This window comes from Mycobacterium sp. (assembly GCF_052145595.1).
Classification (GTDB): Bacteria; Actinomycetota; Actinomycetes; order Mycobacteriales; family Mycobacteriaceae; genus Mycobacterium.
The window spans coordinates 1-22,901 of the sequence record NZ_JBKQOI010000134.1; the positions used below are offsets into that span (position 1 = coordinate 1).

The window sequence follows — 22,901 nt, forward strand, 5'->3', positions numbered from 1 at the left end:
GGTCTGCCGACAGCTGCGCGCAGCGGATGGACACCACCCAGTGGCCGTCGCCGCTGGCGTCGCACCAGCCCACGGCCCCGGCATAGAAACCGCGATCACCTTCCAGCTCGGCGATGAGCTCGGTCGCTGCCTTCGTCGGCACCCCTCCGACCGCCGGCGTAGGATGCAGCGCCAACGCCAGATCGATTGCGGTGGTTGACTTGTCGCGTAACCGGCCGCTGATCGGTGTGCATAGATGCCAGACAGTTGCGGTGCGGCTCAGTTCCGGCTCGGGGGCGATTGTCAGGTCGTCACAGAGTGGCTCCAAGGCGGCCCGCATGGCGTCGATCACCAGCTGGTGCTCATGACGGTCCTTCGCCGAAGCTGCCAGGGTGGCGCCGTTGGCGGCGTCGACGTCCGGGTCGGCGGCGCGTGGGGCCGAACCGGCGAACGGCCGGCACATGACGCGGTCGCCGGAACGTGCCACCAGAAGTTCCGGGCTGGCGCCCACCAGCGCCATGCCCGCATAGTCGTCGCCGGCGGCGGATAAGTCGACCAGATAGCCGTAGGCGGCCGGGTCCGCGGCGACGAGCCGGCGCAGGATGACGCGCGCATCCAGCGGAGCGTCGGCGACCAGTTGCAATGCGCGGGCCAGCACCACCTTGCGCAGCGAATTGCCCTGTGCGGCAAGCACATCTCGTGCGCGGCTGATGCGGTCGCGATACTCGGCCGGCGGCGGCAAAGCGGCGACGATGCGCACCGCGGGCAGTGGGCCCGTCGGCCAGTCCGGCGGCCCATCGGTGGGAAGCACGGCGTCCGGCACCAGCAACGCTGCGGCTCTGTCCACGTCAAAAGGCAACGCACCCAACACTATTGGAGCCCGACCCGAGCGCAGCGCCGCTTGTGCCATCCGCACGTCGCAAAAGCGCGTCCGCACCCCGTCGGCAACCATGGTCCCGTCCGGACCACATAGTGCGAACGGCGGTTCGGGGGCGCTCACCCGGGTGCGATCGCCTGCGGGAGGCCGGTCAATCCGAGCGCAGCGAGCTGTCGCACGCCATGCTCGAACCCGCACACGGCGATCGAGCCGGCGAGCATCCAGAAGCGGCTACCCTCGACGAGCGGCAGCTCGACCCAGCGCGTGATCACCGCGCGGGAAAAGTGGCTATGGCCCACGAACAACACGTCGCGCGAGGTCATGTGCTCTAAAGCGAGTGCGAGGGCCCGATCGGCGCGGTCGCTGACTTGCGCCACACTCTCGCCGCCGGGGCAACCGTGCGTCCAGATCAGCCAATCAGGAACCGATTCGTGGATCTGCGCGGTCGTTAACCCCTCGTAGGAGCCGTAATCCCATTCAGCAATCAGCGGAGATACCTCGTCGACGGTGAGCCCGGCCAACTTGGCTGTGATCAGGGCACGTATTCGCGGGCTGCTGATCACCAGCGGGTCGGAGAGTTTCAGTTCATTCAGAACTCGCCCGACAAGCTCGGCCTGAACCCGGCCGGTATCGGTGAGCTCGATGTCGGTGCGGCCAGTGTGCTGGCCGGATTTCGACCAGGCGGTCTCGCCATGGCGGAGCAGTACAAGTCGGTGGTTGTGCAAGCCCATGCCGACTGATTCTGCCCGACGACGCGCCGTACCTGTGGGCCGAAGCGCACGGCGGGTGAACATGCCAGGATGGGCATTGTGACCGCGCGGCGACGATGCAGAGTGAAGCGATGAGGAGGAGCGGCGCCTGTGACTAAGACCCGGGTATTGGCGGTGGCCAACCAAAAGGGTGGCGTGGCCAAGACGACGACGGTTGCCTCGCTGGGTGCGGCGATGGTCGACGAGGATCGGCGAGTGCTGCTGGTCGACTTGGATCCGCAGGGTTGTTTGACCTTCTCGCTTGGCCAAGATCCCGACAAACTGCCGGTGTCCATACACGAGGTCCTGCTCGGTGACGTGGAGCCAAGCGCCGCTTTGGTCACGACGATGGAGGGAATGACGCTGCTGCCGGCAAACATCGACCTGGCGGGCGCTGAGGCGATGCTACTGATGCGGGCCGGCCGCGAATATGCGCTCAAGCGCGCGCTGGCCAAGCTCGCCGACCAGTTCGACGTGATCGTCATCGACTGCCCGCCATCGTTGGGGGTGCTTACCCTCAACGGCCTGACGGCAGCCGACGAGGTAATCGTGCCGCTGCAGTGCGAGACGCTCGCGCACCGCGGCGTCGGCCAGTTCCTGCGCACGGTCGTCGATGTCCAGCAGATCACCAACCCGGATCTGCGGCTGCTGGGCGCATTGCCGACGCTGTACGACTCCCGTACCACCCACACCCGCGACGTATTGCTCGACGTCGCCGACCGCTACGACCTGCCGGTGCTTGCTCCGCCGATCCCGCGCACGGTGCGTTTCGCCGAAGCCAGCGCCTCCGGCTCGTCGGTGATGGCCGGGCGCAAGAACAAAGGCGCGGTGGCCTACGCCGAGCTGGCGAGGGCGTTGCTCAAGCACTGGAAGACCGGCAAACCGCTGCCGACGTTCGCGGTCGAGATTTAGCCGAGATTTATCGGGGCGGTCCGGAACCGCTCAGCCCAGGGCCACCACGGTGTCGCCCCGCTGCTCGAACACCCTGGATCCCGACACGGCCGGGACCACGGCCCTTCCGGGTCGCATGGTGCTGGGCGCCCGGTCGACCGGAATGTACCGCTCGTTCGCTCCGCTGAGCGGGTCGTAGACACCGATCGCGCCGCTGACCGGCACGAGCAGGCGACCCGCCATCATCACCCCCGGGCCCAACGGGGCCGTCGTCTCACCCGCGGCAATGGTGTAGCGGAGCGTCAGGTTGTTCGCCTCGAAGACCATCAGGGCATCGCCGGTCCACCAGGTCATCAGGTTGCCCGCCTGGGAGACCACCGCCGAGCCCGAAGGCGGCTTGGGAAGCAGTGTGCTCGACACGGTGGTGCCGGTCTCGTCGATCACCTCAACCCTGGGCTGCGGCGCGGGCAGGTACACCGCCGTGTTGTTCTCCCAGACGGTCAGCACGCGAGCACCCGAATCCGCCCCGATGCCGGGCTCGGCCACGACGTGCTGTTGGGGTTCGTCGTCGTCTTTGCCGGGGCGCAGAAGGACGAGCCGCAGGTCAGTCTGATGCACGCAGCTCTCGAGCACCGATACCGCCGACGAGCTGGCCGCCGCCGAGATCAGCCGGCATCCGGAGTTCAGTCCCCGCGCCGACGGTTTCACCCGGGCGTCGGTCTCGCCGTAGGCCAGCATCCGGACCGTGTCGGAGCGCCACAGTTCCAGCCTGGTGTCGCCGACCGACAACACCGTCGTGCCGTCGGAGGACAGGCGCACCCGCGGATCGGCGTAGCCGCTGCGAGTGGCTCCGCGATGACCCGTGGACCCATCGAGGGTGCTGACCTGCCCGCATCCGCGGTCGTCTTTGTAGACGGCGACGGCGTAGTGGTAGACCCAGGACAGCCCGCACAGGTCGCTGTCACGGGCGTAGCTCCAGCGGGACTGGCCCGTGCCGGGGTCGCGCCCGTCGACCTGGTGGCCGTCGCCGGTGACGACCATCCCGCTCACCACCGCAGGCGCAGCGGTGGCGGGGCTTTGGGCCGTCCACAGCTGATTCAGGGCGGCCGGCACTTCCTTGGCCGGAGTCGGGTTGGGTGCCGGAACTGCGGCCGGCCGACTGATGGTGGCCCGGGCGTCGCTGGTCCACCAGATCAGCGCCGCGACCGCGGCGACGACTACCGCGATCGTCGCGGCGGCCAAGATGTCGGCTTTGGTCCGGCGTTCGGGTCTGACCATGCGCCGGCGCGGGTTTTAGTTGGCCTGCGCTGCGGCGGCGGTGGCTGCGGTGGCTTCAGTGGCTTCAGTGGGTTTGCGGCGGCGACGGCGGCGCCGGCCGGTCGCTGACTTACCGGACGGCGTGTCGGTGCTGGCTTCACCGTTGGTGCCGCTGGCGGCCGCGCCGCCGGTGGGGTGTCCGGTGACGGGTTGCCCGCCGCGGGTGCGACGCCGCGGCGCGCCGGAGCGCGTGCGTCCAGACTTCCCGGAACTCTCCGACGTCCCCGTGTCGCGGTGCTTGACCTGCGACTTACGCGGCGCACCTAGCGTGGTGCCCGCCTCGGGCGGAATGCCCAACTCGGCGTGCAGGTGCGGCGAGTTGGAGTAGGTCTCGGCCGGATCCGGGGAGCCCAGGCCCAGGGCCTTGTCGATCATCGTCCAGCGGGGCAGTTCGTCCCAGTCCACCAGGGTGACCGCGATACCGGTGCGGCCGGCTCGGCCGGTGCGACCGATGCGGTGGACGTACATCTTCTCGTCCTCGGGGCACTGGTAGTTGATGACGTGGGTGATGTCGTCGATGTCGATGCCGCGGGCGGCGACGTCGGTGGCGACCAGCACGTCGATATCGCCGGCGCGAAACGCCTTGAGCGCCTTCTCGCGCGCTATCTGCCCGAGATCACCGTGCACCGCGCCAACCGCGAATCCGCGTTCGGCCAGCTCGTCGGCCACCTTCTGTGCGGTGCGCTTGGTGCGGGTAAAGATCATCGTCGCGCCCCGGCCGCTGGCCTGCAGGATGCGGCTGACCAGCTCGATCTTGTCCATCGCGTGGGCGCGGTAGACGAACTGCTCGGTGGTGTCGTGGGTCGCCGCGGAGTGCGGTGCCTCGGCCCGGATGTGCGTGGGCTGGACCATGAACGTGCGGGCCAGCGTGATGATCGGGTCCGGCATGGTCGCCGAGAACAGCATCGATTGCCGGTCGGCCGGGATCTGACGCAGGATGCGCTCGATATCGGGAAGGAAGCCCAGGTCGAGCATCTCGTCGGCCTCGTCGAGCACCAGCACCGACAGGCCGCCCAGCTGCAGGTGGCCCTGCTGGCACAGGTCGAGCAGCCGGCCCGGGGTGCCCACGACCACGTCGGCACCGGCGCGCAGCGCCTCGATCTGCGGCTCGTAGGGACGCCCGCCGTAGATCGACACCACCGACAACCGGCGGCCGTCCTCAGCGGTCAGATACTTGGCCGCGGTCCCCAGGTCATTGGTGACCTGCAGGCACAGCTCCCGGGTAGGCACCACGATCAGGGCTCGAGGCGCGCCTGTGAGTGGCCTGGTTCCGGATTCGGCCGTGACGCGCTGCAGCAGTGGCACGCCGAACGCGAACGTCTTGCCCATGCCGGTGCGGGCCTGGCCGATCACATCTTCGCCGGCGAGCGCCAGCGGCAGGGTCAGTTCCTGGATAGCAAATGGGTTCTCGATACCTTTTTCGGCAAGTGCGCGGACGATTTCGTCGCGGACGCCAATTTTGGCAAATGTTATTTGGGTAGTTTCAGTTGTGCTTGTCAGTGCGGTCATACGCGGATGGAGAGCCTTTCGGTGACGTATCGGTTTCTGTCGGTGTTCTTCTGTGGCGGTCACGCGCGCACGGGTTCCGACTCCGAATACGTCGCCGAGTTGCCGGCCGCCGCTCTGCCTGAGCGGTGCTCAGCCCGGGCGGGCCAGCTGTGCGCGCACACTTCCTAGGTAGTGGTGCTTTGAAGAAATTTAGCCAATACCTGTAATCATGATAGCTGGTGGACGGCTGGCCCCCATTTTCCGCTAAGTCCGCCGACTAGAGTGTTGCCATGACTTCGCCCTACCCCGCCGACCGGGTGGACGATCCGCCCGCCCCGGAGCTTTCGGCAGATCATCCGGGCGTCAACGAATTGTTCGCGGTGCTGGCATACGGCGAGATCGCCGCGTTTTACCGGCTCACCGACGAGGCGCGAATGGCGCCCGACCTACGAGGACGGATCTCGATGGCGAGCATGGCCGCCGCCGAGATGCAGCACTACGAGCTGCTGCGTGACGCCTTGGAAAGCCGCGGCGTCGATGTCGTGTCGGCGATGTCGAAATACGTCTCCGCGCTGGAGAATTACCACCGGCTGACCATGCCGAGTACGTGGCTGGAAGCTTTGGTGAAGACTTATGTCGGTGATGCCCTGGCGGCCGACCTGTATCTCGAGATCGCCGATGGGCTGCCCGACGAGGTTGCCGACGTAATACGGGCGGCGCTGTCGGAGACCGGGCACTCGCAGTTCGTCGTCGCCGAAGTGCGTGCCGCCGTGACCGCCAGCGGCAAACAGCGCAGCCGGCTGGCGCTGTGGTCGCGCCGCCTGTTCGGCGAAGCGATCACGCAGGCCCAGTACCTGCTGGCCGACCACGACGAGCTGGTCGACCTGGTGGTATCCGGCCCCGCCGGCCTCGGCCAGCTCGGAGCGTTCTTCGACCGTCTGGAGCGGACGCACGACCGTCGGATGCACGAACTCGGTCTGAGCTGACCCAGGTCCTACCCGCTCAGCGCGTGCAGGTCGCCATGATCCCGTTGTTGGTCGACGCCACCACCGGTTGACCGGCGGCATTGAGGATCGAGCAATTGAGCCGGCCGTAGAAGCTGGTCGCCACAACCGATTCGGTCTGGACGCCCGGATTCAGGACGATCACCTTCGACCATGGCAGCGAAACATTGAACTCGGTCTGCGGGTAGCCCCGGGCATCGGTGTAGACCACGCTCACCAGGTCCAGCAGTTGCTTCGTCCCGGTCACGCTGTAGACCACGGTGCGCGGGTTCATCGCGGTCGGTGGTGGCGCGCCGATGGGAGGCGGTGCGGCGGTTGGGGTTTGCGTCGGCACGTCGCTGGGCGGGGCCAGGGTGGTGACGGTCTCCGGCGGCAATTGGGGCGCCCGAGAGGTGCTCGGTGAGGGGGTGGGCGATGCGCTGGGTGGGACCGTCGTCTTGGGCGCTGCGGGCGCCGAGGTCAGCGTTCGCGGAGCCGGCGCCCCCACGGTGGCCTTCGTCGATGCGCTGTCTCCGCTGTTGATGATGACAGCGGTAGCAACAGCGCCAAGGGCCACCACTGCGCCGAGAACCGCGGCAACCGGGCGCCAGCGACTGTCGGCCGGCCAGGCCAGCTCGCCGTAGCCGTCGTCGTCGGCTCCGTCGGCTTGATGGCTCTCGTCGGGGTAGTCATGGACTAGGCCGTCGAGGTGGTGGAGTGTGTTGCTGATGGTGCCGATGTTACCGATGTGAATAACGAGCATGCGGTCTCGCAGGCCGCGTTGACCAGGCTGGAAGCTAATCGTTACCTGCGGGCGGCTTGCGGTTGCGCTCACCGCGAAGGTGCGACGGGCCTCGCCGGCCGATCTGCATCAGAGCCCGCCCGCCGCGTCCACTAGCCTGCTGCTGACACGTCTGACGACTTCAATACCTTCAACAGCAATGGAAGGGGCCACCGTGGAGGTCAAGATCGGTATAACGGACAGTCCGCGCGAACTGGTCCTATCCAGTACGCAGACGCCGGATGAAGTCGAAGAACTCGTCACGGCCGCACTGCGTGAGGGCTCGGGGCTACTCAACCTGAGCGACGACAGGGGCCGTCGCTTCCTGATTCATACCGCCAAGATCGCCTATGTCGAGATCGGTGTTGCCGACGCCCGCAAGGTCGGCTTCGGAATCGGGGCGGATGCGGCCGCGAAGGCTGCGGGGAAAGGCCGCTAGTAGCGAGTAAGCGGGACGTGTGTCTAGTTGCTCCGCACAGCCGATACCAGCCACAATATGCCTGTTACCTGCTGCGATAGCGACTGGTCTTGGCGAACGTCGAAACAAGACAGGTAGTGGACTACTCGCGTCAGTTGCACTGCTGCGCGGCACCATCGAACGGTAGCCAGTGGCCCCGTCTCCAAGAGTCCTTCAAAAGGAAACGAAGTCATGGAAAACACGGGAGCAATCCTCCTGGCCTTACTTTTTGCAATACCCTGGGCGATCCCGATGGGTCGATGACGCCAGCCTGCTCTTGGGCTCCGGCGGTGCCGGCGGCGCCGGCGGGAATTCCTTCGGGCCGGGCGGGAACGGCGGTCACGGCGGCAATAGTGGGCTGATCATCGGCAACGCCGGGAACGGCGGCAACGCCGGGCCTGGTACGCCGGAGGGCACCCCCGGTACCGGCGGCACCGGCAGCCTGCTCCTCCTCGGCGCACCCGGAAATAACGGGATGACATAGCCCGCGGCGGCGATGGGGGTGGCGCCGGTTAGCGGTCGGTGATGATGACCGGGCAATGCCCCTGCGTGAACGTGGGTGGTCTCCGCTAAGAGCGAGTAAGCGGGACGTGTGACAGCCCGCCCCAGGCGAACTGCACGGTGCCCTCGACGGCGTCGGACTTGGAGATCGGGCGGTCGGCGTCCAGCCAGTACCGCGCCGCGTCGACGCTCATGCCGACCAGGCCGACTGCGATCATCCGGGCGCGGTGCGGTTCCAGTCCGGAATCCTCGGCTATCAGGGCGAACACCGCGTCGATGCACGATTCCGTGGCGACCCGCACCTGGGCGGCGACCTCGGGCTCGGTGACGTAGTCGTTCTCGAAGATCAGCCGGTAACCCTGGCTGTCGTGCTCGATGAAGTCGAAGAACGCCTGGACCGCCGCGTGCAACCGCTGCCTGTTGTCGGTGGTGGTGCGCAATGCCTGCTGTACGCCCGAGACCAGGTTTTCGACGTGCCGCTGCAGCACCGCTAAATACAGTTCCAGCTTGCTTGAAAAATGTTGGTAGAGAACGGGTTTGCTGACCCCCGCCCGTTCGGCGATCTCGTCCATACCGGCCGCGTGGTAGCCGTGGTCGACAAAGACATCGCTGGCAACTACCAGCAATTGGCTGCGACGCTCGTCCCGGGGCAACCGATTGCCGCGCCGGTTGGTCGCCGCGGCGGGGTCTCCCGGCCGACCGCGGTCAGCCGGTCTGACGGCACGCCGTGCCGCCCCCTTAACGAGTTCGCTCATCGAGTCCTCATCTGATTGTGGGCAACTGACCGTCGGACACCGCCGAGGCCAACCGCGCCGCTCGTCGAAACGACATTACTACCCGTGCCCCCTTACCTATCATGATCGTGGCCGTCGCCGCTGGCAGAAACGGTGTCAGGCGGTGCGGCCGGGCGCGCCAGGGGCGGTCGCGGTGCCGGCTATGCGATCCTGGGGAAATGATGTCCCAGCGGCCTACGCGTGGCACCGGTCGAGTTCCGGTCCTGCGCGACGAGTGGCGAGAACCACTTCGGGCCCTGCGTGATCCGATCGCGCGGGACGCCGGACGGCCCCGCGCCGACCGTGACCGGCCGCGCCAATGGCGTAAGCAAACCTGGCTGGGACGCTTCGTATCCACCTATGGCTGGCGCGCGTATGCGCTGCCCGTTCTGGTGATGCTCACCGCATTGGTCGTCTATCAGACGGTCACCGGCACTGGTGCGCCTAAACCAACGGCAAGTCAACCCATCCAGAGCCCGCCCGCGATCGGCGCGGTGGGCACGGCAATCATCGACGCGCCACCTCGCGGGCTCGCCGCGTTCGATGCCAACCTGCCGGCCGGGACGCTGCCGGACGGCGGCCCCTTCTCCGAAGCGGGCGACAAGACCTGGCGTGTAGTGCCGGGTGCGACGCCGCAGGTCGGTAAGGGCACCGCCAAGGTGTTCCGGTACACCGTGGAGGTCGAGAACGGCCTTGACACCACGATGTTCGGCGGGGACGACGCCTTTGCGCAGATGGTCGGGCAGACGCTGGCCAATCCCAAGGGCTGGACGCACAACCCGCAATTCGCGTTCATCCGGATCGACAACGGCAAACCCGACTTCCGGATCTCGCTGACGTCTCCCGTGACGGTGCGGGACGGGTGCGGCTATGAATTCCGGCTCGAGACGTCCTGCTACAACCCCGTATACGGGCCCGAGCGGCAGGCGCGGGTATTCATCAACGAGGCGCGCTGGGTGCGCGGAGCCATGCCTTTTGAAGGCGACGTGGGTTCCTACCGGCAGTATGTGATCAACCACGAAGTCGGTCACGCCATCGGGTATGTGCGCCACGAGCCGTGCGAACAGCAAGGTGGTCTGGCGCCGGTGATGATGCAGCAGACGTTCTCCACGTCGAATGACGATGCCGCCAAATTCGACCCCGATGTCGTCAAGGCTGACGGGAAGACCTGCCGATTCAATCCCTGGCCGTATCCGATCGCCTAGCCCGCCGACGATGCACGCCGCGCAGCGGCGTGAGGAGAAGGCGGGCGATCGGGCCTAGCGCCGGCGTGCGCCGAGACTGCGCACACCGTGTGGTTGACGACTCAACCGCGATCTGAGCGCAGGCTCGGCGCCGCTATCGCAGGCTCGACGCTCTGGGAACGCAATCGGTCAGAGTCGGGAAGCAACCGCAGTTGTTTGCCGTTGTATGTCTCAACTGCTGTGATGGTTCTGGACGACGCCTGGAAAACGCCTAGAGAAGTTGAGTCGCGAAGCTAACCGAGGAGATGTTCGGTGTCGACATCCCAGACATCACTGCCGCCGCTGGTCGAACCCGCACCCCAGCTGAGTCGCGAAGAGGTGGCCCGCTACAGCCGGCATCTGATCATCCCCGATCTGGGCGTGGACGGACAGAAGCGGCTCAAGAACGCCCGGGTCCTGGTGATCGGCGCGGGCGGCCTCGGCGCGCCGACGCTGTTGTACCTGGCCGCCGCCGGCGTCGGCACCATTGGCATCGTCGACTTCGACGTCGTCGACGAGTCCAACCTGCAGCGTCAGATCATCCACGGTGTGGCCGACGTGGGACGGTCCAAAGCCCAGTCGGCGCGGGACTCGATCGCCGCGATCAACCCGATGACCGAGGTGCGATTGCACGAGTTCAGGCTGGAGCCCGGCAACGCCGTCGACCTGTTCAAGCAGTACGATTTGATCGTCGACGGCACCGACAACTTTGCCACCCGGTATCTGGTCAACGACGCCGCGGTGCTGGCCGGAAAGCCGTACGTGTGGGGGTCGATCTACCGCTTCGAAGGCCAGGTTTCGGTGTTCTGGGAAGACGCTCCCGATGGGCGGGGCCTGAACTACCGGGACCTCTACCCAGAGCCGCCACCAGCTGGAATGGTGCCGTCGTGCGCGGAAGGCGGCGTCCTGGGCATCATCTGCGCGTCCATCGCGTCCGTGATGGGCACCGAGGTGATCAAACTGATCGCCGGGATCGGCGAACCGCTGCTCGGCCGGTTGATGATCTACGACGCGCTCGAGATGAGCTACCGCACGATCAAGATCCGCAAGGACCCGTCCACGCCGAAGATCACCCAACTGATCGACTACGAGGAATTCTGCGGTGTGGTCTCCGAGGGAGCGGCCGAGGCGGCCACCGGCTCGACCATCACCCCGCGGGAGTTGCGTGAGTTGCTGGACTCGGGCAAGAAACTGGCTCTGATCGACGTTCGTGAGCCCGTGGAGTGGGACATCAATCACATCGATGGTGCTCAGCTGATCCCGAAATCGCTGATCAGTTCCGGTGAGGGCCTGGCACAGCTGCCGCACGACCGCAAGGCCGTGCTGTACTGCAAGACGGGCGTGCGCTCGGCCGAGGCGCTGGCGGCGGTGAAGAAGGCCGGGTTTTCCGATGCGGTTCATCTGCAGGGGGGCATCGTGGCGTGGGCCAAACAGATGCAGCCCGACATGGTGATGTACTGACCCAATACCCCCGAAGGGCTCGTTTAGGCTACCCGTGTGACAGTGCAGCCACCGCCCGAGCATGTGCTGTCGGCGTTCGGTTTGACTGGCGTGAAGCCCGTCCCACTGGGTGCCAGCTGGGAAGGCGGCTGGCGATGCGGCGAAGTCGTCTTGTCGATTGTGGCTGACCACGCCCGCGCGGCCTGGTCGGCCCGGGTGCGGGAGACGTTGTTCGTGGACGGGGTTCGGCTGGCCCGGCCGGTCCGCTCGACCGACGGGCGATACGTGGTGTCGGGGTGGCGGGCAGACACCTTCGTCGCCGGTACGCCGGAGCCCAGGCATGACGAGGTCGTCTCGGCGGCGGTGCGCCTGCACGAGGCGACCGGCAAACTGGAACGCCCCCGATTCCTGACCCAGGGGCCCACCGCGCCATGGGGGGACGTCGATGTCTTCATCGCCGCCGACCGCGCCGCGTGGGAGGAACGGCCGTTGCAGTCGGTGCCGCCGGGCGTGCAGACGGCCCCGCCGACGGCGGACAGCCAGCGATCCGTAGAGCTGATCAACCAGCTCGCCACCCTGCGCAAGCCGACGAAGAGCCCCAACCAGGTGGTACACGGAGATCTTTACGGGACAGTGCTTTTCATCGGCACCGCGGCGCCGGGGATCACCGACATCACGCCCTACTGGCGGCCCGCGTCATGGGCGGCGGGCGTGGCGGTCGTCGACGCGTTGTCCTGGGGCGAGGCCGACGACGGACTCATCGAACGCTGGAACGCGTTGCCGGAGTGGCCGCAGATGTTGCTGCGGGCGTTGATGTTTCGCCTGGCGGTCCACGCGCTGCACCCGCGATCGACCGCGGACGCGTTCCCGGGTCTGGCCCGCACCGCGGCCCTGATCCGGCTGGTGCTCTAAATCCCCGGCGGGAACTCGTAGCGGACCTCGCGCAGTGCGATCTTGCCGTCGACGGCGAGAACGCCTTCGGCGCGCAGCAATTCCAGTTGCCGGGTGGTCAAATGTCGCGCCGGCCGCCCGGACGCGGTGATCACTCGGTGCCACGGCAAGTCCGAGGAGTCCGTCCGCATGATCCATCCGACGATGCGAGGGCTGGAAAGCCCTGCGACATCCGCGATGTCACCGTACGTGGCGACCCGGCCGGATGGGATTGCCGCGACCAGCGAACGCACCCGCTCGACCTGCTTGTCGGTCACCGGCGCCACGGTCAGCGACCCTCCAACAGGTCGCGGATCAGCGCGGCGACTTCGGCGGGCTTGGCGTGCGGCACCATGTGATTGCACTCGAAATCCAGCAGCGCAAAATCGGATCCCAACCGATCTTGAAGACCCGCGACCAATTGATCACCGACATATGGCGGCGAGGTCCGGGTTGCTCGCACCAGCGTCGTCGCCGTTCCAGCCGCCGGCAGCACGCTATCGCGGGCCAACTCGCTCCAATAGGACATCATCGCCGGCATGCTGACGCGCCAGCCATACCGCCCGCTTGGCAGCTTGATCAGGTGCTCGTCGATCTCGCTGTCGAGCAGCGCGGGGTCCACGTCAGCCCAGGAGCCGTTGGTCTTTTCCATGCGGGCTTCCTCGGCGTCCGGGTAGTCGGGGTAGGAAAACATCGCCTGCGCGATGTCGCGCATCCGCAGGCCGTCCAATCCGACCGCCGGGTCGAGCAGCAGCAGCGAAGCCACCAGATCCGGCCGAGCCGCGGCCAGATGCATTGCCAGCGCGCCGCCGAATGAGTGACCAGCCACCAGCACCGGCGCGTCGGCCCTATCGTCGAGGAGCGCGGCCAACGCTGAGACATTGGCGTCGATGGTCCACGGCGCTGCCCACGATGAGTTCCCGTGACCAAGCAGATCGGGTGCGGCGATGGCGATTTCGGGCAGGTAGCCGGCCAAGTGCTGCCAGCGCCCCCCGTAACCGGTCAGCCCATGAATGGCGAGCATCCGCACCGGTCCGGCCGGACCGTAGTGCTGCACGTGAAGATCGGCGGTCACCCGATTGATGGTGCCAGCCGGGTCGACGGCTGCTCCTGGGTGGGCTCTAGTGGTCGTCATCCCAGTCGTCATCGGCGGGGACGATGAAAGCCTGCTCGATCACGTCGGCTTCGTTGGCTTCGCGGTCCTCGGCGTCGGCATTCAAGTACGTGGTGTCCAAGCCGGCTTCGTCGTCGAAATCGACAGCCTGATGTTGTTCCGCCGCGTCTGCTTCGGGCACGCCGTCATCGGGACCAACGCCCTCGACGTCATTCACGATCTTCACTCCCTCCTTACCCGGCGGGGTGCTTCGGCTTGCACGTCCAGTATCCGGGTCCAGTATCCGGGTGATGCCGACAAGTTCACGCCTTGCTCGGCAGGATTGCAAATCCGCGCGCGGCGAGCGGGCCGACTTGTCGGACCCTCGTGATTGCATGCAGCCATGTCATACACCTGGGACTCCGAGGCGCGTGCTGTCGTGGAGCCCGGCTTACGCGGCCAGGTGCGTATTCTCGGGGGGCCCGGCACGGGGAAGAGCAGCCTGCTGGTAGACGCCGCCATCGCTCAGATCGGCGCCGGCGTCGACCCGGAATCGGTTCTGCTGCTTACCGGTTCGGGTCGGATCGGGATGCGCGCGCGCAGCATGTTGACGACGGCGTTGCTGCTAGCACGCGCCACCGGTTTCTGCCGGGCCGCTGTTCGCGAGCCGTTGGTACGCACCGTGCACAGCTACGCGTACGCGGTCTTGCGCCGGGCCGCCGAGCGTGCCGGCGATGCACCACCACGGCTGGTCACCAGCGCCGAACAGGACGCCATCATCCGGGAACTGCTGGCCGGTGACCTCGAGGACGGGCCGCACGCAGCGACCGCGTGGCCGGCTCATCTTCGGCCCGCTCTGAGCACCGCCGGCTTCGCCACCGAACTGCGAAACCTGTTGGCGCGCTGCTCCGAACGCGGTGTGGACCCGCAAGAACTTCAGCGACTGGGCCGTCGGTGCCGGCGTCCGGAATGGACCGCCGCCGGTCAGTTCGCGCGCCAGTACGAGCAGGTGATGTTGCTGCGGGCGGCGGTCGGTACGGCGGCGCCGCAGGCGACTACGCCGGCGCTGGGCGCCGCCGAACTTGTAGGTGCCGCGGTGGAAGCTTTCGCGGTCGATCCCGAATTGCTGGCGGCCGAACGCGGCCGAGTCCGCGTCTTGTTGGTCGACGACTCCCAGCAACTTGACCCGCAGGCGGCCAGCCTGGTTCGGGTGCTGGCGGCGGGCGCAGACCTGGCGCTGGTCGCCGGCGACCCCAACCAAGCGGTGTTCGGCTTCCGGGGCGGTGAGCCCGCCGGGCTCCTCGACGAAGACACCCCGGCCGTGTCCTTGATGTTGTCGCATCGCTGTGCCCCGGCGGTAGCGCGGGCCGTCAGCGGCATCGCGCGCCGACTGCCCGGTGGCGGCAGAGGCAGGCAGATCGATGGCACTGGGGATCAGGATGGATCGGTCACGGTGCAGTTGGCCGCCTCGGCCCACGCGGAGGCGGCGATGATCGCCGACGCGTTGCGGCGAGCGCACCTGATCGACGGGATTCCGTGGTCGCGGATGGCGGTCATCGTCCGTTCGGTGCCGCGGGTCGGCGCCCGGTTGCCGCGCGCTTTGGCCGCCGCCGGAGTCCCGGTGGGCGCAGCCGCAGTAGGCGGACCGTTGTCCGAGGAGCCGGCGGCCCGCGCGTTGCTCACCGTTCTGGCGGCCAGCGCTAACGGATTGGACGGCGAACAGGCGCTGGCGTTGCTGACCGGGCCTATCGGTCGCGTCGACCCGGTGTCGCTCCGGCAGCTGCGCCGAACACTGCTGCGCGCCAACCCCGATCATCCGTCTGGCGACTTCACAGGGCTGCTGGTCAAGGCGTTGTCGGGTGACACGCCGCTCCCCGGAGCGCAGTCTCGCCCGCTGCAGCGGGTGCGTGCGGTGCTGGACGCGGCCGCGCGCTGTCATCGTGCAGGCCAGGGGGCACCACCCGCTTGCGGGGCAGATCCCCGCTACACGCTTTGGGCCGCCTGGCACCGGTCCGGTCTGCAGAAGCGTTGGCTGTCGGCCTGCGAGCGCGGCGGCCCCGTCGGCGCCCAGGCCACCAGGGACCTGGCGGCGATGACCGCGTTGTTCGACATCACCGACCACTACGTGTCCCGCACATCCGGTGCGTCGTTGCGCGGACTCGTCGAGCACGTCGAGGCGCTGCAACTGCCGGGTGTCAACCCCGAGCCGGTGTCCGCGGCGGAGCAGGTCGGCGTGCTCAGCGCGCACGCCGCACTGGGACACGAATGGGATCTGGTGGTCATCGCCGGCTTGCAGGATGGGTTGTGGCCCAACACCGTTCCGCGCGGCGGCGTGCTGGGCACCCAGCGGTTGCTCGACGTGCTGGACGGCGTCACCGAGGACGCCTCGGTGCGGGCTCCGCTGCTGGCCGAGGAGCGCCGGTTGCTGATCGCGGCGATGGGCCGGGCCCGTCGCCGGTTGCTGGTGACGGCCGTGGACAGCGACACGGGTGGGGCGGGCCGGGAGGCTGCGCTGCCCTCACCGTTCTTTTTCGAGGTCGCTCAGTGCGCCGGTGGCGACGGTGATCCCGAAGTGCTGCAGCCGGTTTCAGCGCCGCGGGTATTGTCCGCGCCAGCGCTGGTGGGCCGGTTGCGCGGTGTCGTGTGTGCGCCCGACGGCGCTGTGGACGACGTCACTCGCGAATGTGCGGCAACGCAATTGGCCCGGCTGGCCAAAGCCGGAGTGTCGGGCGCCGACCCGGCCGGCTGGCACGGCCTGATCCCGGTCAGCACCAGTGAACCACTTCGAGGCGGCGGCGATCTCGTCACGTTGACGCCGTCGACCCTGCAGGCGCTCAACGATTGCCCGCTGCGCTGGCTGGCCGAACGGCACGGCGGAGCCAACGCGCGTGACCTGCGGTCGACCATCGGCTCGTTGCTGCACGCGTTGCTCGCAGAACCGGACAAAAGCGGATCCGAATTACTGGCCGACCTGGACCGGGTCTGGAAGCATCTGCCCTTCGACGCCCGATGGCATTCGGCCAATGAACTGGCCCGGCACCGCGCAATGATCGAGGCGTTCGCCGAGTGGCGAGCGCAGACCCGAGGCGAACTGACCGAGGTCGGCATCGAGGTCGACATCGAAGGAACCCTCGGGATACCGCGCGACGACTGCGGCGAAATTCGGCTGCGGGGCCGGGTCGACCGGCTGGAGCGCGACGGAGCCGGCCGGCTGGTCATCGTCGACATCAAGACCGGCAAAACACCGGTCAGTAAAGACGATGCCCAGCAACACGCACAGCTGGCCATGTACCAGTTGGCGGTGGCCGAAGGCATGGTGCCCGAAGGTGACGAGCCCGGCGGCGCGCGGCTGGTCTACATCGGCAAGACCGGGGCCGCGGGTGCCACCGAACGCGAGCAGGACCCGTTGACGGCGGGCGCCCGAGACGAATGGCGCAACCTCGTCCGGCTGGCAGCCGACGCGACAGCCGGGCCGCAGTTCATCGCCCGACGAAACGACGGTTGCACGAACTGCCCGATACGGCCGTGCTGTCCGGCACACACCGGCACCGACGGGACGGGACCGCTGTGAACCCTCGCTACAGCCCGGCTGAATTGGCAAGCGCGCTGGGGCTTTTCCCACCCACCGCCGAGCAGGCCGCTGTCATCGCCGCGCCTCCTGGCCCGCTGGTGGTCATCGCGGGGGCCGGCGCCGGCAAGACCGAGACGATGGCCGCGCGGGTGGTGTGGCTCATCGCCAACGGTTACGCCGAACCCGGCCAGGTGCTGGGACTGACGTTCACCCGCAAGGCCGCCGGCCAGCTGCTGCGCCGAGTCCGGTCCCGGCTCGCCCGGTTGGCTGGCATCGCTCTGGGCGCGGGCGGCACGGCAGTGCTCGAGCCAGTGGGCGCTCCGGTGGTCAGCACCTATCACGCTTTCGCCGGCTCGTTGCTACGTGACTACGGGCTGTTGTTGCCCATTGAGCCCGACACCCGGTTGCTCAGCGAGACCGAGCTGTGGCAGCTGGCTTTCGACGTGGTCAACCGGTACCGCCGGGAGCTTCGCACAGACAAGACGCCGGCGGCGGTCACCTCGATGGTGCTGCGGCTGTGGGGTCAGCTGGCCGAGCACCTGGTGGACACCCGGCAGCTCCGCGATACCCACGTGGAGCTGGAGCGGCTCATCCACACCCTGCCGGCCGGTCCGTACCAGCGCGACCGCGGGCCCAGTCAGTGGCTGTTGCGGCTGCTGGCCACCCAGACCGAGCGCGCCGAGTTGGTGCCGCTGCTGGACGCGCTGCACGAGCGCATGCGCACCGCTAAGGTGATGGACTTTGGCGCGCAGATGGCAGCCGCCGCACGGCTGGCGGTGACGTTCCCGCAGGTCGGCCAGGAGCTGCGGAACCGCTACCGGGTGGTGCTGCTCGACGAGTACCAGGACACCGGGCACGCCCAGCGCATCGCGCTGTCGGCACTGTTCGGGGGCGGCTGCGACGACGGCTTGGCGCTGACGGCCGTCGGCGACCCGATTCAGTCGATCTACGGCTGGCGTGGTGCCTCGGCGACCAACCTGCCGCGGTTCACCACCGACTTCCCCCGCTCAGACGGCACCCCCGCGCAGGTCTTGGAGCTACGAACCAGCTGGCGCAACCCGCCGCGAACCCTGCAGGTAGCCAACGCCATATCGGCCGAGGCGCGGCGACGATCGGTTGCCGTCCATGCATTGCGCCCCCGGCCGGACGCCCCGCCCGGCACCGTCCGCTGTGCGCTGCTTGCTGATGTTGGGGCCGAAAGCGAGTGGATCGCCGCCCATATCCACGGGCAGTACCAGCGAGCCCGAGCCGGTGGCGTCAGCCCGCCGACCGCCGCGGTGTTGGTACGCCGCAACGCCGACGCTGCACCCGTCGCCGATGCCCTTCGCGCGCGCGGAATCCCGGTGGAGGTGGTGGGGCTGGCCGGGCTGCTCTCCGTCCCCGAGGTAGCCGACGTCGTAACCATGCTGCGGCTGGTCGCCGACCCAACGGCCGGTGCGGCGGCGATGCGGGTGCTGACAGGTCCTCGATGGCGCCTCGGTGGCCGAGATATCGCCGCGCTGTGGCAGCGCGCGCTCGCCCTCGGCGGGGGACCGGGCGCAGGCGCGACGCCCTCGCCCGAGTCGATCGCGATGGCGGCCGGAACCGACGCCGACACCGCGTGCCTGGCCGACGCGATCAGCGATCCCGGCCCGGCCGCCTCGTATTCGGCTGCGGGATATCGGCGCATCACCACGCTGGCCGCCGAACTGAGCGCCCTGCGCGGCCACCTCGGCCATTCCCTGCCCGACCTGGTCGCCGAGGTGCGACGCGTACTGGGCGTCGACTGCGAAGTCCGGTCACGCCATGCGATGGCCCCGGAGACTTGGGCCGGCGCCGAACACCTCGACGCATTCGCCGACGTCGTCGCCGCCTACGCCGAACGGGCGACCGCCACGACAGGCGCGACGGACCTGTCGGCGACGGCATCCGTGGCCGGCCTGCTGGCCTACCTGGATGTCGCCGAGACAGTCGAGAACGGTTTGCCGCCCGCCCCGTTGGCGGTCGCCCGTGACCGGGTTCAGGTACTCACGGTGCACTCGGCGAAGGGTTTGGAGTGGCAATTGGTCGCGGTGGCGCACCTGTCGGGCGGAATCTTTCCGTCGACCGCGTCGAGGAGCAGCTGGCTCACCGACGCCGCCGAACTTCCACCGCTACTGCGCGGCGACCGCGCCTCGGCGGGCTCATTGGGCATCCCGGTGCTGGACACCTCGGATGTCACCAATCGAAAGCAGCTGTCGGACAAGATCTCCGAGCATCGCCGCCAACTCGATCAGCGGCGCGTCGACGAGGAGCGCCGATTGCTTTACGTGGCCATCACCCGGGCGGAGGACACCCTGCTGGTATCCGGCCATCATTGGGGCTCCACCGGGATCAAACCGAGGGGCCCGTCGGAATTCTTGTGCGAACTCAAGGGCGTCATCGACCGTTCGGCCGCAGCGGGCGATCCGTGTGGGGTGGTGGAAGAGTGGGCACCCGCACCCGCCGATGGCGAACGAAACCCACTGCGCGACAACGTCGTCGAAGCGATTTGGCCCGCCGACCCGCTGGCCGCGCGCCGCGGCGATGTCGAACGCGGGGCGGGGCTGGTGGTCAAGGCCATGTCGGCCGACGCGGCCGATCCTGGTGCCGACATCGACGGCTGGGCCGCCGACGTCGACGCGTTGTTGGCTGAGCGGGCGCGGGCGGCGCGGGCGCCTGCCCGCACTCTGCCCAGTCAGTTGTCGGTCAGCGGTCTGGTAGATCTGGCCCGCGATCCGGAGGGCGCGGCGCAGCGGTTGATGCATCGGCTGCCGACGCGTCCCGACCCACATGCGTTGCTGGGCAATACGTTTCACGCTTGGGTGCAGCAGTTCTACGGTGCCGAGTGGCTGTTCGATCTCGGCGACTTGCCGGGCGCGGTGGACTCCGACGTCGGCGACACCCGGGAATTGGCCACGTTGCAGGCGGCGTTCGCCGAATCGCATTGGGCGGCTCGCACCCCCGTCGCCGTGGAGGTGCCTTTCGAGATGCCAATCGGCGACACGCTGGTGCGCGGCCGAATCGACGCGGTGTTCGCCGACCCCGATGGCGGTGTCACCGTCGTGGACTGGAAGACCGGTGAGCCGCCGCACGGGCCGGAAGCTTTGCGGCAGGCCGCTGTCCAGCTCGCCGTCTACCGCTTGGCTTGGGCCGCATTATCTGGTGTCCCGGAATCATCGGTGCGCACCGCCTTCTATTACGTTCGCACCGGCGCCACAGTCGCCCCCGATGAACTGCCTGATCCCGCTGAGCTGGCCGGGTTGTTGGCCGGCGGCTCTGTTGAGGTGTGACCGCGCTGCCCGAGTATTGGGCGAACCGCGATCGTGGTTACATTTGGGTTCGTGCCTGTCTCGTGCGCTGGCGTCAAGCCGATGACGGACCGCCGTGCGCAACGGTAGGTCGCGGCAACTCAGCGGGCTGGACGAAACGCTGACCGCCCAGCCCGGTCACCAGTTGGTCGGCGTACTGCGCATCCCCGAATATCACGGCAGCCCCGTCCGCGTCATCACGCGCCGAGTGGCCATCGCATTGGTGGTCCTGTTGGCCGCCGCCGCCGTCGTCTACCTGGACCGCAATGGTTACCGCGACGTGCGGGGCGAGCGGCTGACCTTCCTGGACTGCCTGTACTTCTCTGCGGTGTCACTGTCGACGACCGGTTACGGCGACATCACGCCGTACACCGAAGCCGCGCGTTTGGTCAACACCGTCGTCTTCACGCCGCTGCGGATCGCGTTCCTGGCGGTGTTGGTCGGCACCACGCTCGAAGTGCTCTCCGAGCGGTCCCGGCAGGGATGGAAGATTCAGCGTTGGAGGAGCAAAGTGCGCAACCACACCATCGTGATCGGCTACGGCACCAAGGGCAAAACGGCCGTCGGCGCCATCCTTGGCGACGAAGACGCGCGGGGCGAAGTCGTCGTCGTCGACACCGACCGGACCGCCCTCGAGCATGCCGCAACCGCCGGGCTGGTCACCGTGCACGGCGACGCCACCAAAGCCGATGTGCTGCGACTGGCCGGCGCTCAACACGCGGCCTCGATCGTCGTCGCCGCCAGCCGCGACGACACCGCGGTGCTGGTCACATTGACCGCGCGGGAGATTGCACCCAAGGCCAAGATCGTGGCGTCAATCCGGGAGGCCGAGAACCAGCACCTCCTGCAGCAATCGGGCGCGGACTCGGTGGTGGTCTCCTCGGCGACCGCCGGTCGGCTGCTCGGTCTTGCCACCAGCACGCCCAGCGTCGTGCAGATGATCGAGGACCTGTTGACTCCCGACGTCGGGCTGGCTATCGCCGAACGCGAAGTGGAGCAGACCGAAGTCGGAGGGTCCCCGCGGCATCTGCGCGACATCGTGCTTGGTGTGGTGCGTGACGGCCACCTACTGCGCATCGGTGCCCCCGAGGTCGACGCCATCGAGGCCACCGACCGGCTGGTCTACATCCGAAACGCGGGGCACTAATGGCGATCGCGAGCGGGGTGGGGCCGGGCGCGGCGGGTCGTCATGCGTTGGGTTCGGTGGGGGTCGCGGGCGGGGTGGGGTCGGGCGCGGCGGGTCGTCATGCGTTGGGTTCGGTGGGGGTCGCGGGCGGGGTGGGGCCGGGCGCAGCGGGTCGCCACGCGAGGAACTAGGGCGGGGATAGCGTGGACTTTCAGCTGCGGAATGTCCCGTTGCTGTCGCGTGTCGGCGCCGACCGGGCCGACCAGCTACGCACCGATGTCGAGGCGGCGACTGCGGGATGGGCGGATGCGGCGCTGTTGCGGGTGGATTCGCGCAATCAGGTGCTGGTCGCCGACGGCCGGGTGGTGCTTGGCGCCGCGGCTGGGCTGGGCGACAAGCCGCCGACGAACGCGGTGTTCCTGGGTCGCATAGCGAGTGGCCGCCACGTCTGGGCCATCCGGGCCGCGCTGCAGGCACCCGAGGATCCCGACGTGCAGGCCGAGGTGGTGAACCTTCGCGGTCTTGGCGCGATCATCGATGACACCAGCAGCCAACTGGTGTCGTCGGCGGTCGCGCTGCTGAATTGGCATGACAGTGCGCGATTCAGCGCGGCCGACGGCTCACCCACCAAACCGGCCAGGGCGGGCTGGTCACGGGTGAATCCGGTCAATGGTCATGAGGAGTTGGCAACGGCTTGTTCTATATGGTCGGAAACGACAACAGCGGCAACTTGTCCAAGAAGCAGCTGCCGATCACGCAGATTGGAATCGACCTAATCAATGCGACGGGGTCGGAACTGCTTGTGCCGGGACAAGTGGCGCCTGTGCCGCCCAATATCACCATGATCGGGCGCCTTGAGATTGGTACGGATAAGCCGGGGAAAGACACAAACTTTCGCGGCATGACGATCTTCAACAATACGCTGTACATCACCAAAGGCAGCGGAGGCAACGGCATCAACACCGTGTACCAGGTCGGTAGCACAGGCACGCTGCCAAATGGCACCGCAGCGGATCTCGCGACTGTGCCCATCACGATTTTGCCGGGATTCCCGAGCACTACCGCGAGTACCTCCACGGCGTTTCCGTTCGGGATCTGGTTTGCGAATGCGACTACGTTGTATGTTTGCGACGAGGGGGACGGAACATTGGTGTCGCCTCCTGTGAATGGCAACGTAGCGGATGCGCAGAGCCTGGCCACCGCCGGATTGCAGAAGTGGAGCCTGGTGAATGGAACTTGGACGATGCTCTACGTTTTGCAGGACGGCTTGAATATCGGCGTGCCCTACGGCGTGGCGAATTATCCGTCGTCGCTAAATCCCGCGACCGGCGGTTGCTGCAATATTGCCGGGCGCCACAATCATGATGGAACCGTGACGATCTATGCGATCACATCGACGATCAGCACGAATGGA

At 67.7% G+C, this 22,901-nt stretch carries 21 protein-coding genes and 1 pseudogene; 13 read left to right on the forward strand and 9 right to left on the reverse strand.

Annotation, left to right across the window (positions count from 1 at the left end; genetic code table 11):
• Together ACLP4W_RS12180 and ACLP4W_RS12185 are read right to left on the reverse strand one after the other, a co-directional pair.
• The coding region (locus ACLP4W_RS12180) for an isochorismate synthase (protein ID WP_442386398.1) at positions 1-931 on the reverse strand (931 nt) is incomplete at its 3' end.
• A gap of 44 nt (positions 932-975) precedes the next feature.
• Positions 976-1,587: an acid phosphatase gene (locus ACLP4W_RS12185; RefSeq protein WP_442386382.1), complete on the reverse strand. Its 612-nt coding sequence runs from the start codon at positions 1,585-1,587 to the stop codon at positions 976-978.
• Between the two features lie 129 nt (positions 1,588-1,716).
• Between ACLP4W_RS12185 and ACLP4W_RS12190 the strand changes: the two genes are divergently transcribed.
• On the forward strand, positions 1,717-2,517 hold the full coding sequence (locus tag ACLP4W_RS12190; RefSeq protein ID WP_442386383.1) for a ParA family protein: 801 nt from the start codon (positions 1,717-1,719) through the stop codon (positions 2,515-2,517).
• A gap of 30 nt (positions 2,518-2,547) precedes the next feature.
• Here the strand turns inward: ACLP4W_RS12190 and ACLP4W_RS12195 are convergent, their stop codons facing one another.
• Both ACLP4W_RS12195 and ACLP4W_RS12200 read right to left on the reverse strand, forming a co-directional pair.
• Positions 2,548-3,774, reverse strand: a complete 1,227-nt coding sequence (locus ACLP4W_RS12195; protein WP_442386384.1) for an Rv3212 family protein — start codon at positions 3,772-3,774, stop codon at positions 2,548-2,550.
• Between the two features lie 15 nt (positions 3,775-3,789).
• Positions 3,790-5,313 (reverse strand): DEAD/DEAH box helicase, encoded by a 1,524-nt coding sequence (locus ACLP4W_RS12200; protein ID WP_442386399.1) that lies wholly within the window; start codon positions 5,311-5,313, stop codon positions 3,790-3,792.
• A gap of 30 nt (positions 5,314-5,343) precedes the next feature.
• Between ACLP4W_RS12200 and ACLP4W_RS12205 the strand changes: the two genes are divergently transcribed.
• Together ACLP4W_RS12205 and ACLP4W_RS12210 are read left to right on the forward strand one after the other, a co-directional pair.
• Entirely contained in the window at positions 5,344-5,490 is a 147-nt protein-coding gene (locus ACLP4W_RS12205; RefSeq protein WP_442386385.1) for a hypothetical protein, read from the forward strand.
• A gap of 101 nt (positions 5,491-5,591) precedes the next feature.
• A complete protein-coding gene (locus ACLP4W_RS12210; RefSeq protein WP_442386386.1) occupies positions 5,592-6,287 on the forward strand; it encodes a ferritin-like fold-containing protein in 696 nt (231 codons plus the stop codon).
• A gap of 16 nt (positions 6,288-6,303) precedes the next feature.
• On the opposite strand, the gene ACLP4W_RS12215 is transcribed toward ACLP4W_RS12210, so the two are convergent.
• The gene (locus ACLP4W_RS12215; RefSeq protein WP_442386400.1) at positions 6,304-6,861 is read right to left on the reverse strand and encodes an MmpS family transport accessory protein; all 558 of its coding nucleotides are present in this window, start codon (positions 6,859-6,861) and stop codon (positions 6,304-6,306) included.
• A gap of 379 nt (positions 6,862-7,240) precedes the next feature.
• On the opposite strand from ACLP4W_RS12215, the gene ACLP4W_RS12220 reads away from it, so the two are divergent.
• Both ACLP4W_RS12220 and ACLP4W_RS12225 read left to right on the forward strand, forming a co-directional pair.
• Positions 7,241-7,504: a DUF3107 domain-containing protein gene (locus tag ACLP4W_RS12220; protein WP_442386387.1), complete on the forward strand. Its 264-nt coding sequence runs from the start codon at positions 7,241-7,243 to the stop codon at positions 7,502-7,504.
• A 247-nt stretch (positions 7,505-7,751) separates the two neighbouring features.
• A complete protein-coding gene (locus ACLP4W_RS12225) occupies positions 7,752-8,006 on the forward strand; it encodes a PE family protein (protein WP_442386388.1) in 255 nt (84 codons plus the stop codon).
• Between the two features lie 85 nt (positions 8,007-8,091).
• Here ACLP4W_RS12225 and ACLP4W_RS12230 read toward each other — a convergent pair whose 3' ends face one another.
• Positions 8,092-8,778 carry a TetR/AcrR family transcriptional regulator gene (locus tag ACLP4W_RS12230; RefSeq protein ID WP_442386389.1) on the reverse strand — a complete coding sequence of 229 codons (687 nt, stop codon included), beginning with the start codon at positions 8,776-8,778 and terminating at the stop codon, positions 8,092-8,094.
• Between the two features lie 197 nt (positions 8,779-8,975).
• Here ACLP4W_RS12230 and ACLP4W_RS12235 point away from each other — a divergent pair, with 197 nt between their 5' ends.
• From ACLP4W_RS12235 to ACLP4W_RS12245, 3 genes are all read left to right on the forward strand, one after another.
• Positions 8,976-10,001 carry a DUF3152 domain-containing protein gene (locus ACLP4W_RS12235; RefSeq protein ID WP_442386390.1) on the forward strand — a complete coding sequence of 342 codons (1,026 nt, stop codon included), beginning with the start codon at positions 8,976-8,978 and terminating at the stop codon, positions 9,999-10,001.
• Between the two features lie 291 nt (positions 10,002-10,292).
• Entirely contained in the window at positions 10,293-11,480 is a 1,188-nt protein-coding gene (moeZ, locus tag ACLP4W_RS12240) for an adenylyltransferase/sulfurtransferase MoeZ (RefSeq protein WP_442386391.1), read from the forward strand.
• 36 nt (positions 11,481-11,516) lie between these two features.
• Positions 11,517-12,371: a TIGR02569 family protein gene (locus ACLP4W_RS12245; protein WP_442386392.1), complete on the forward strand. Its 855-nt coding sequence runs from the start codon at positions 11,517-11,519 to the stop codon at positions 12,369-12,371.
• Here the strand turns inward: ACLP4W_RS12245 and ACLP4W_RS12250 are convergent.
• From ACLP4W_RS12250 to ACLP4W_RS12260, 3 genes are read right to left on the reverse strand one after another with little or no spacing between them, the layout of a single operon-like run.
• Positions 12,368-12,676, reverse strand: a complete 309-nt coding sequence (locus ACLP4W_RS12250; RefSeq protein WP_442386393.1) for an MGMT family protein — start codon at positions 12,674-12,676, stop codon at positions 12,368-12,370. The two genes, ACLP4W_RS12245 and ACLP4W_RS12250, sit on opposite strands and share 4 nt — an antisense overlap.
• 2 nt (positions 12,677-12,678) lie before the next feature.
• Positions 12,679-13,464 carry an alpha/beta fold hydrolase gene (locus ACLP4W_RS12255; RefSeq protein WP_442386394.1) on the reverse strand — a complete coding sequence of 262 codons (786 nt, stop codon included), beginning with the start codon at positions 13,462-13,464 and terminating at the stop codon, positions 12,679-12,681.
• Between the two features lie 46 nt (positions 13,465-13,510).
• Positions 13,511-13,720: a hypothetical protein gene (locus ACLP4W_RS12260; protein WP_442386401.1), complete on the reverse strand. Its 210-nt coding sequence runs from the start codon at positions 13,718-13,720 to the stop codon at positions 13,511-13,513.
• 165 nt (positions 13,721-13,885) lie between these two features.
• Between ACLP4W_RS12260 and ACLP4W_RS12265 the strand changes: the two genes are divergently transcribed.
• The 5 genes and pseudogenes from ACLP4W_RS12265 to ACLP4W_RS12285 form a co-directional block, all read left to right on the forward strand.
• Complete coding sequence (locus ACLP4W_RS12265) at positions 13,886-17,053, forward strand: PD-(D/E)XK nuclease family protein (RefSeq protein ID WP_442386395.1); 3,168 nt, start codon at positions 13,886-13,888, stop codon at positions 17,051-17,053.
• Positions 17,011-20,343, forward strand: coding sequence for an ATP-dependent helicase (locus ACLP4W_RS12270; RefSeq protein ID WP_442386402.1), 3,333 nt, complete (start codon positions 17,011-17,013; stop codon positions 20,341-20,343). The genes ACLP4W_RS12265 and ACLP4W_RS12270 overlap by 43 nt, the downstream gene beginning before the upstream one ends.
• A gap of 94 nt (positions 20,344-20,437) precedes the next feature.
• Entirely contained in the window at positions 20,438-21,508 is a 1,071-nt protein-coding gene (locus ACLP4W_RS12275; RefSeq protein ID WP_442386396.1) for a potassium channel family protein, read from the forward strand.
• A 182-nt stretch (positions 21,509-21,690) separates the two neighbouring features.
• Positions 21,691-22,170: pseudogene (locus ACLP4W_RS12280) on the forward strand (NADH pyrophosphatase zinc ribbon domain-containing protein); the annotation flags it as partial.
• Between the two features lie 11 nt (positions 22,171-22,181).
• Positions 22,182-22,901: hypothetical protein (locus ACLP4W_RS12285; RefSeq protein WP_442386397.1), on the forward strand; the 720-nt coding region annotated here is incomplete at its 3' end.

Coding starts and splice junctions, on each gene's coding strand:
- ACLP4W_RS12230 (WP_442386389.1), bottom strand. CDS start 8,778: ATGAGCGAACTCGTTAAGGGGGCGGCACGGCGTGCCGTCAGACCGGCT.
- ACLP4W_RS12265 (WP_442386395.1), top strand. CDS start 13,886: ATGTCATACACCTGGGACTCCGAGGCGCGTGCTGTCGTGGAGCCCGGC.
- ACLP4W_RS12210 (WP_442386386.1), top strand. CDS start 5,592: ATGACTTCGCCCTACCCCGCCGACCGGGTGGACGATCCGCCCGCCCCG.
- ACLP4W_RS12235 (WP_442386390.1), top strand. CDS start 8,976: ATGATGTCCCAGCGGCCTACGCGTGGCACCGGTCGAGTTCCGGTCCTG.
- ACLP4W_RS12185 (WP_442386382.1), bottom strand. CDS start 1,587: ATGGGCTTGCACAACCACCGACTTGTACTGCTCCGCCATGGCGAGACC.
- ACLP4W_RS12195 (WP_442386384.1), bottom strand. CDS start 3,774: ATGGTCAGACCCGAACGCCGGACCAAAGCCGACATCTTGGCCGCCGCG.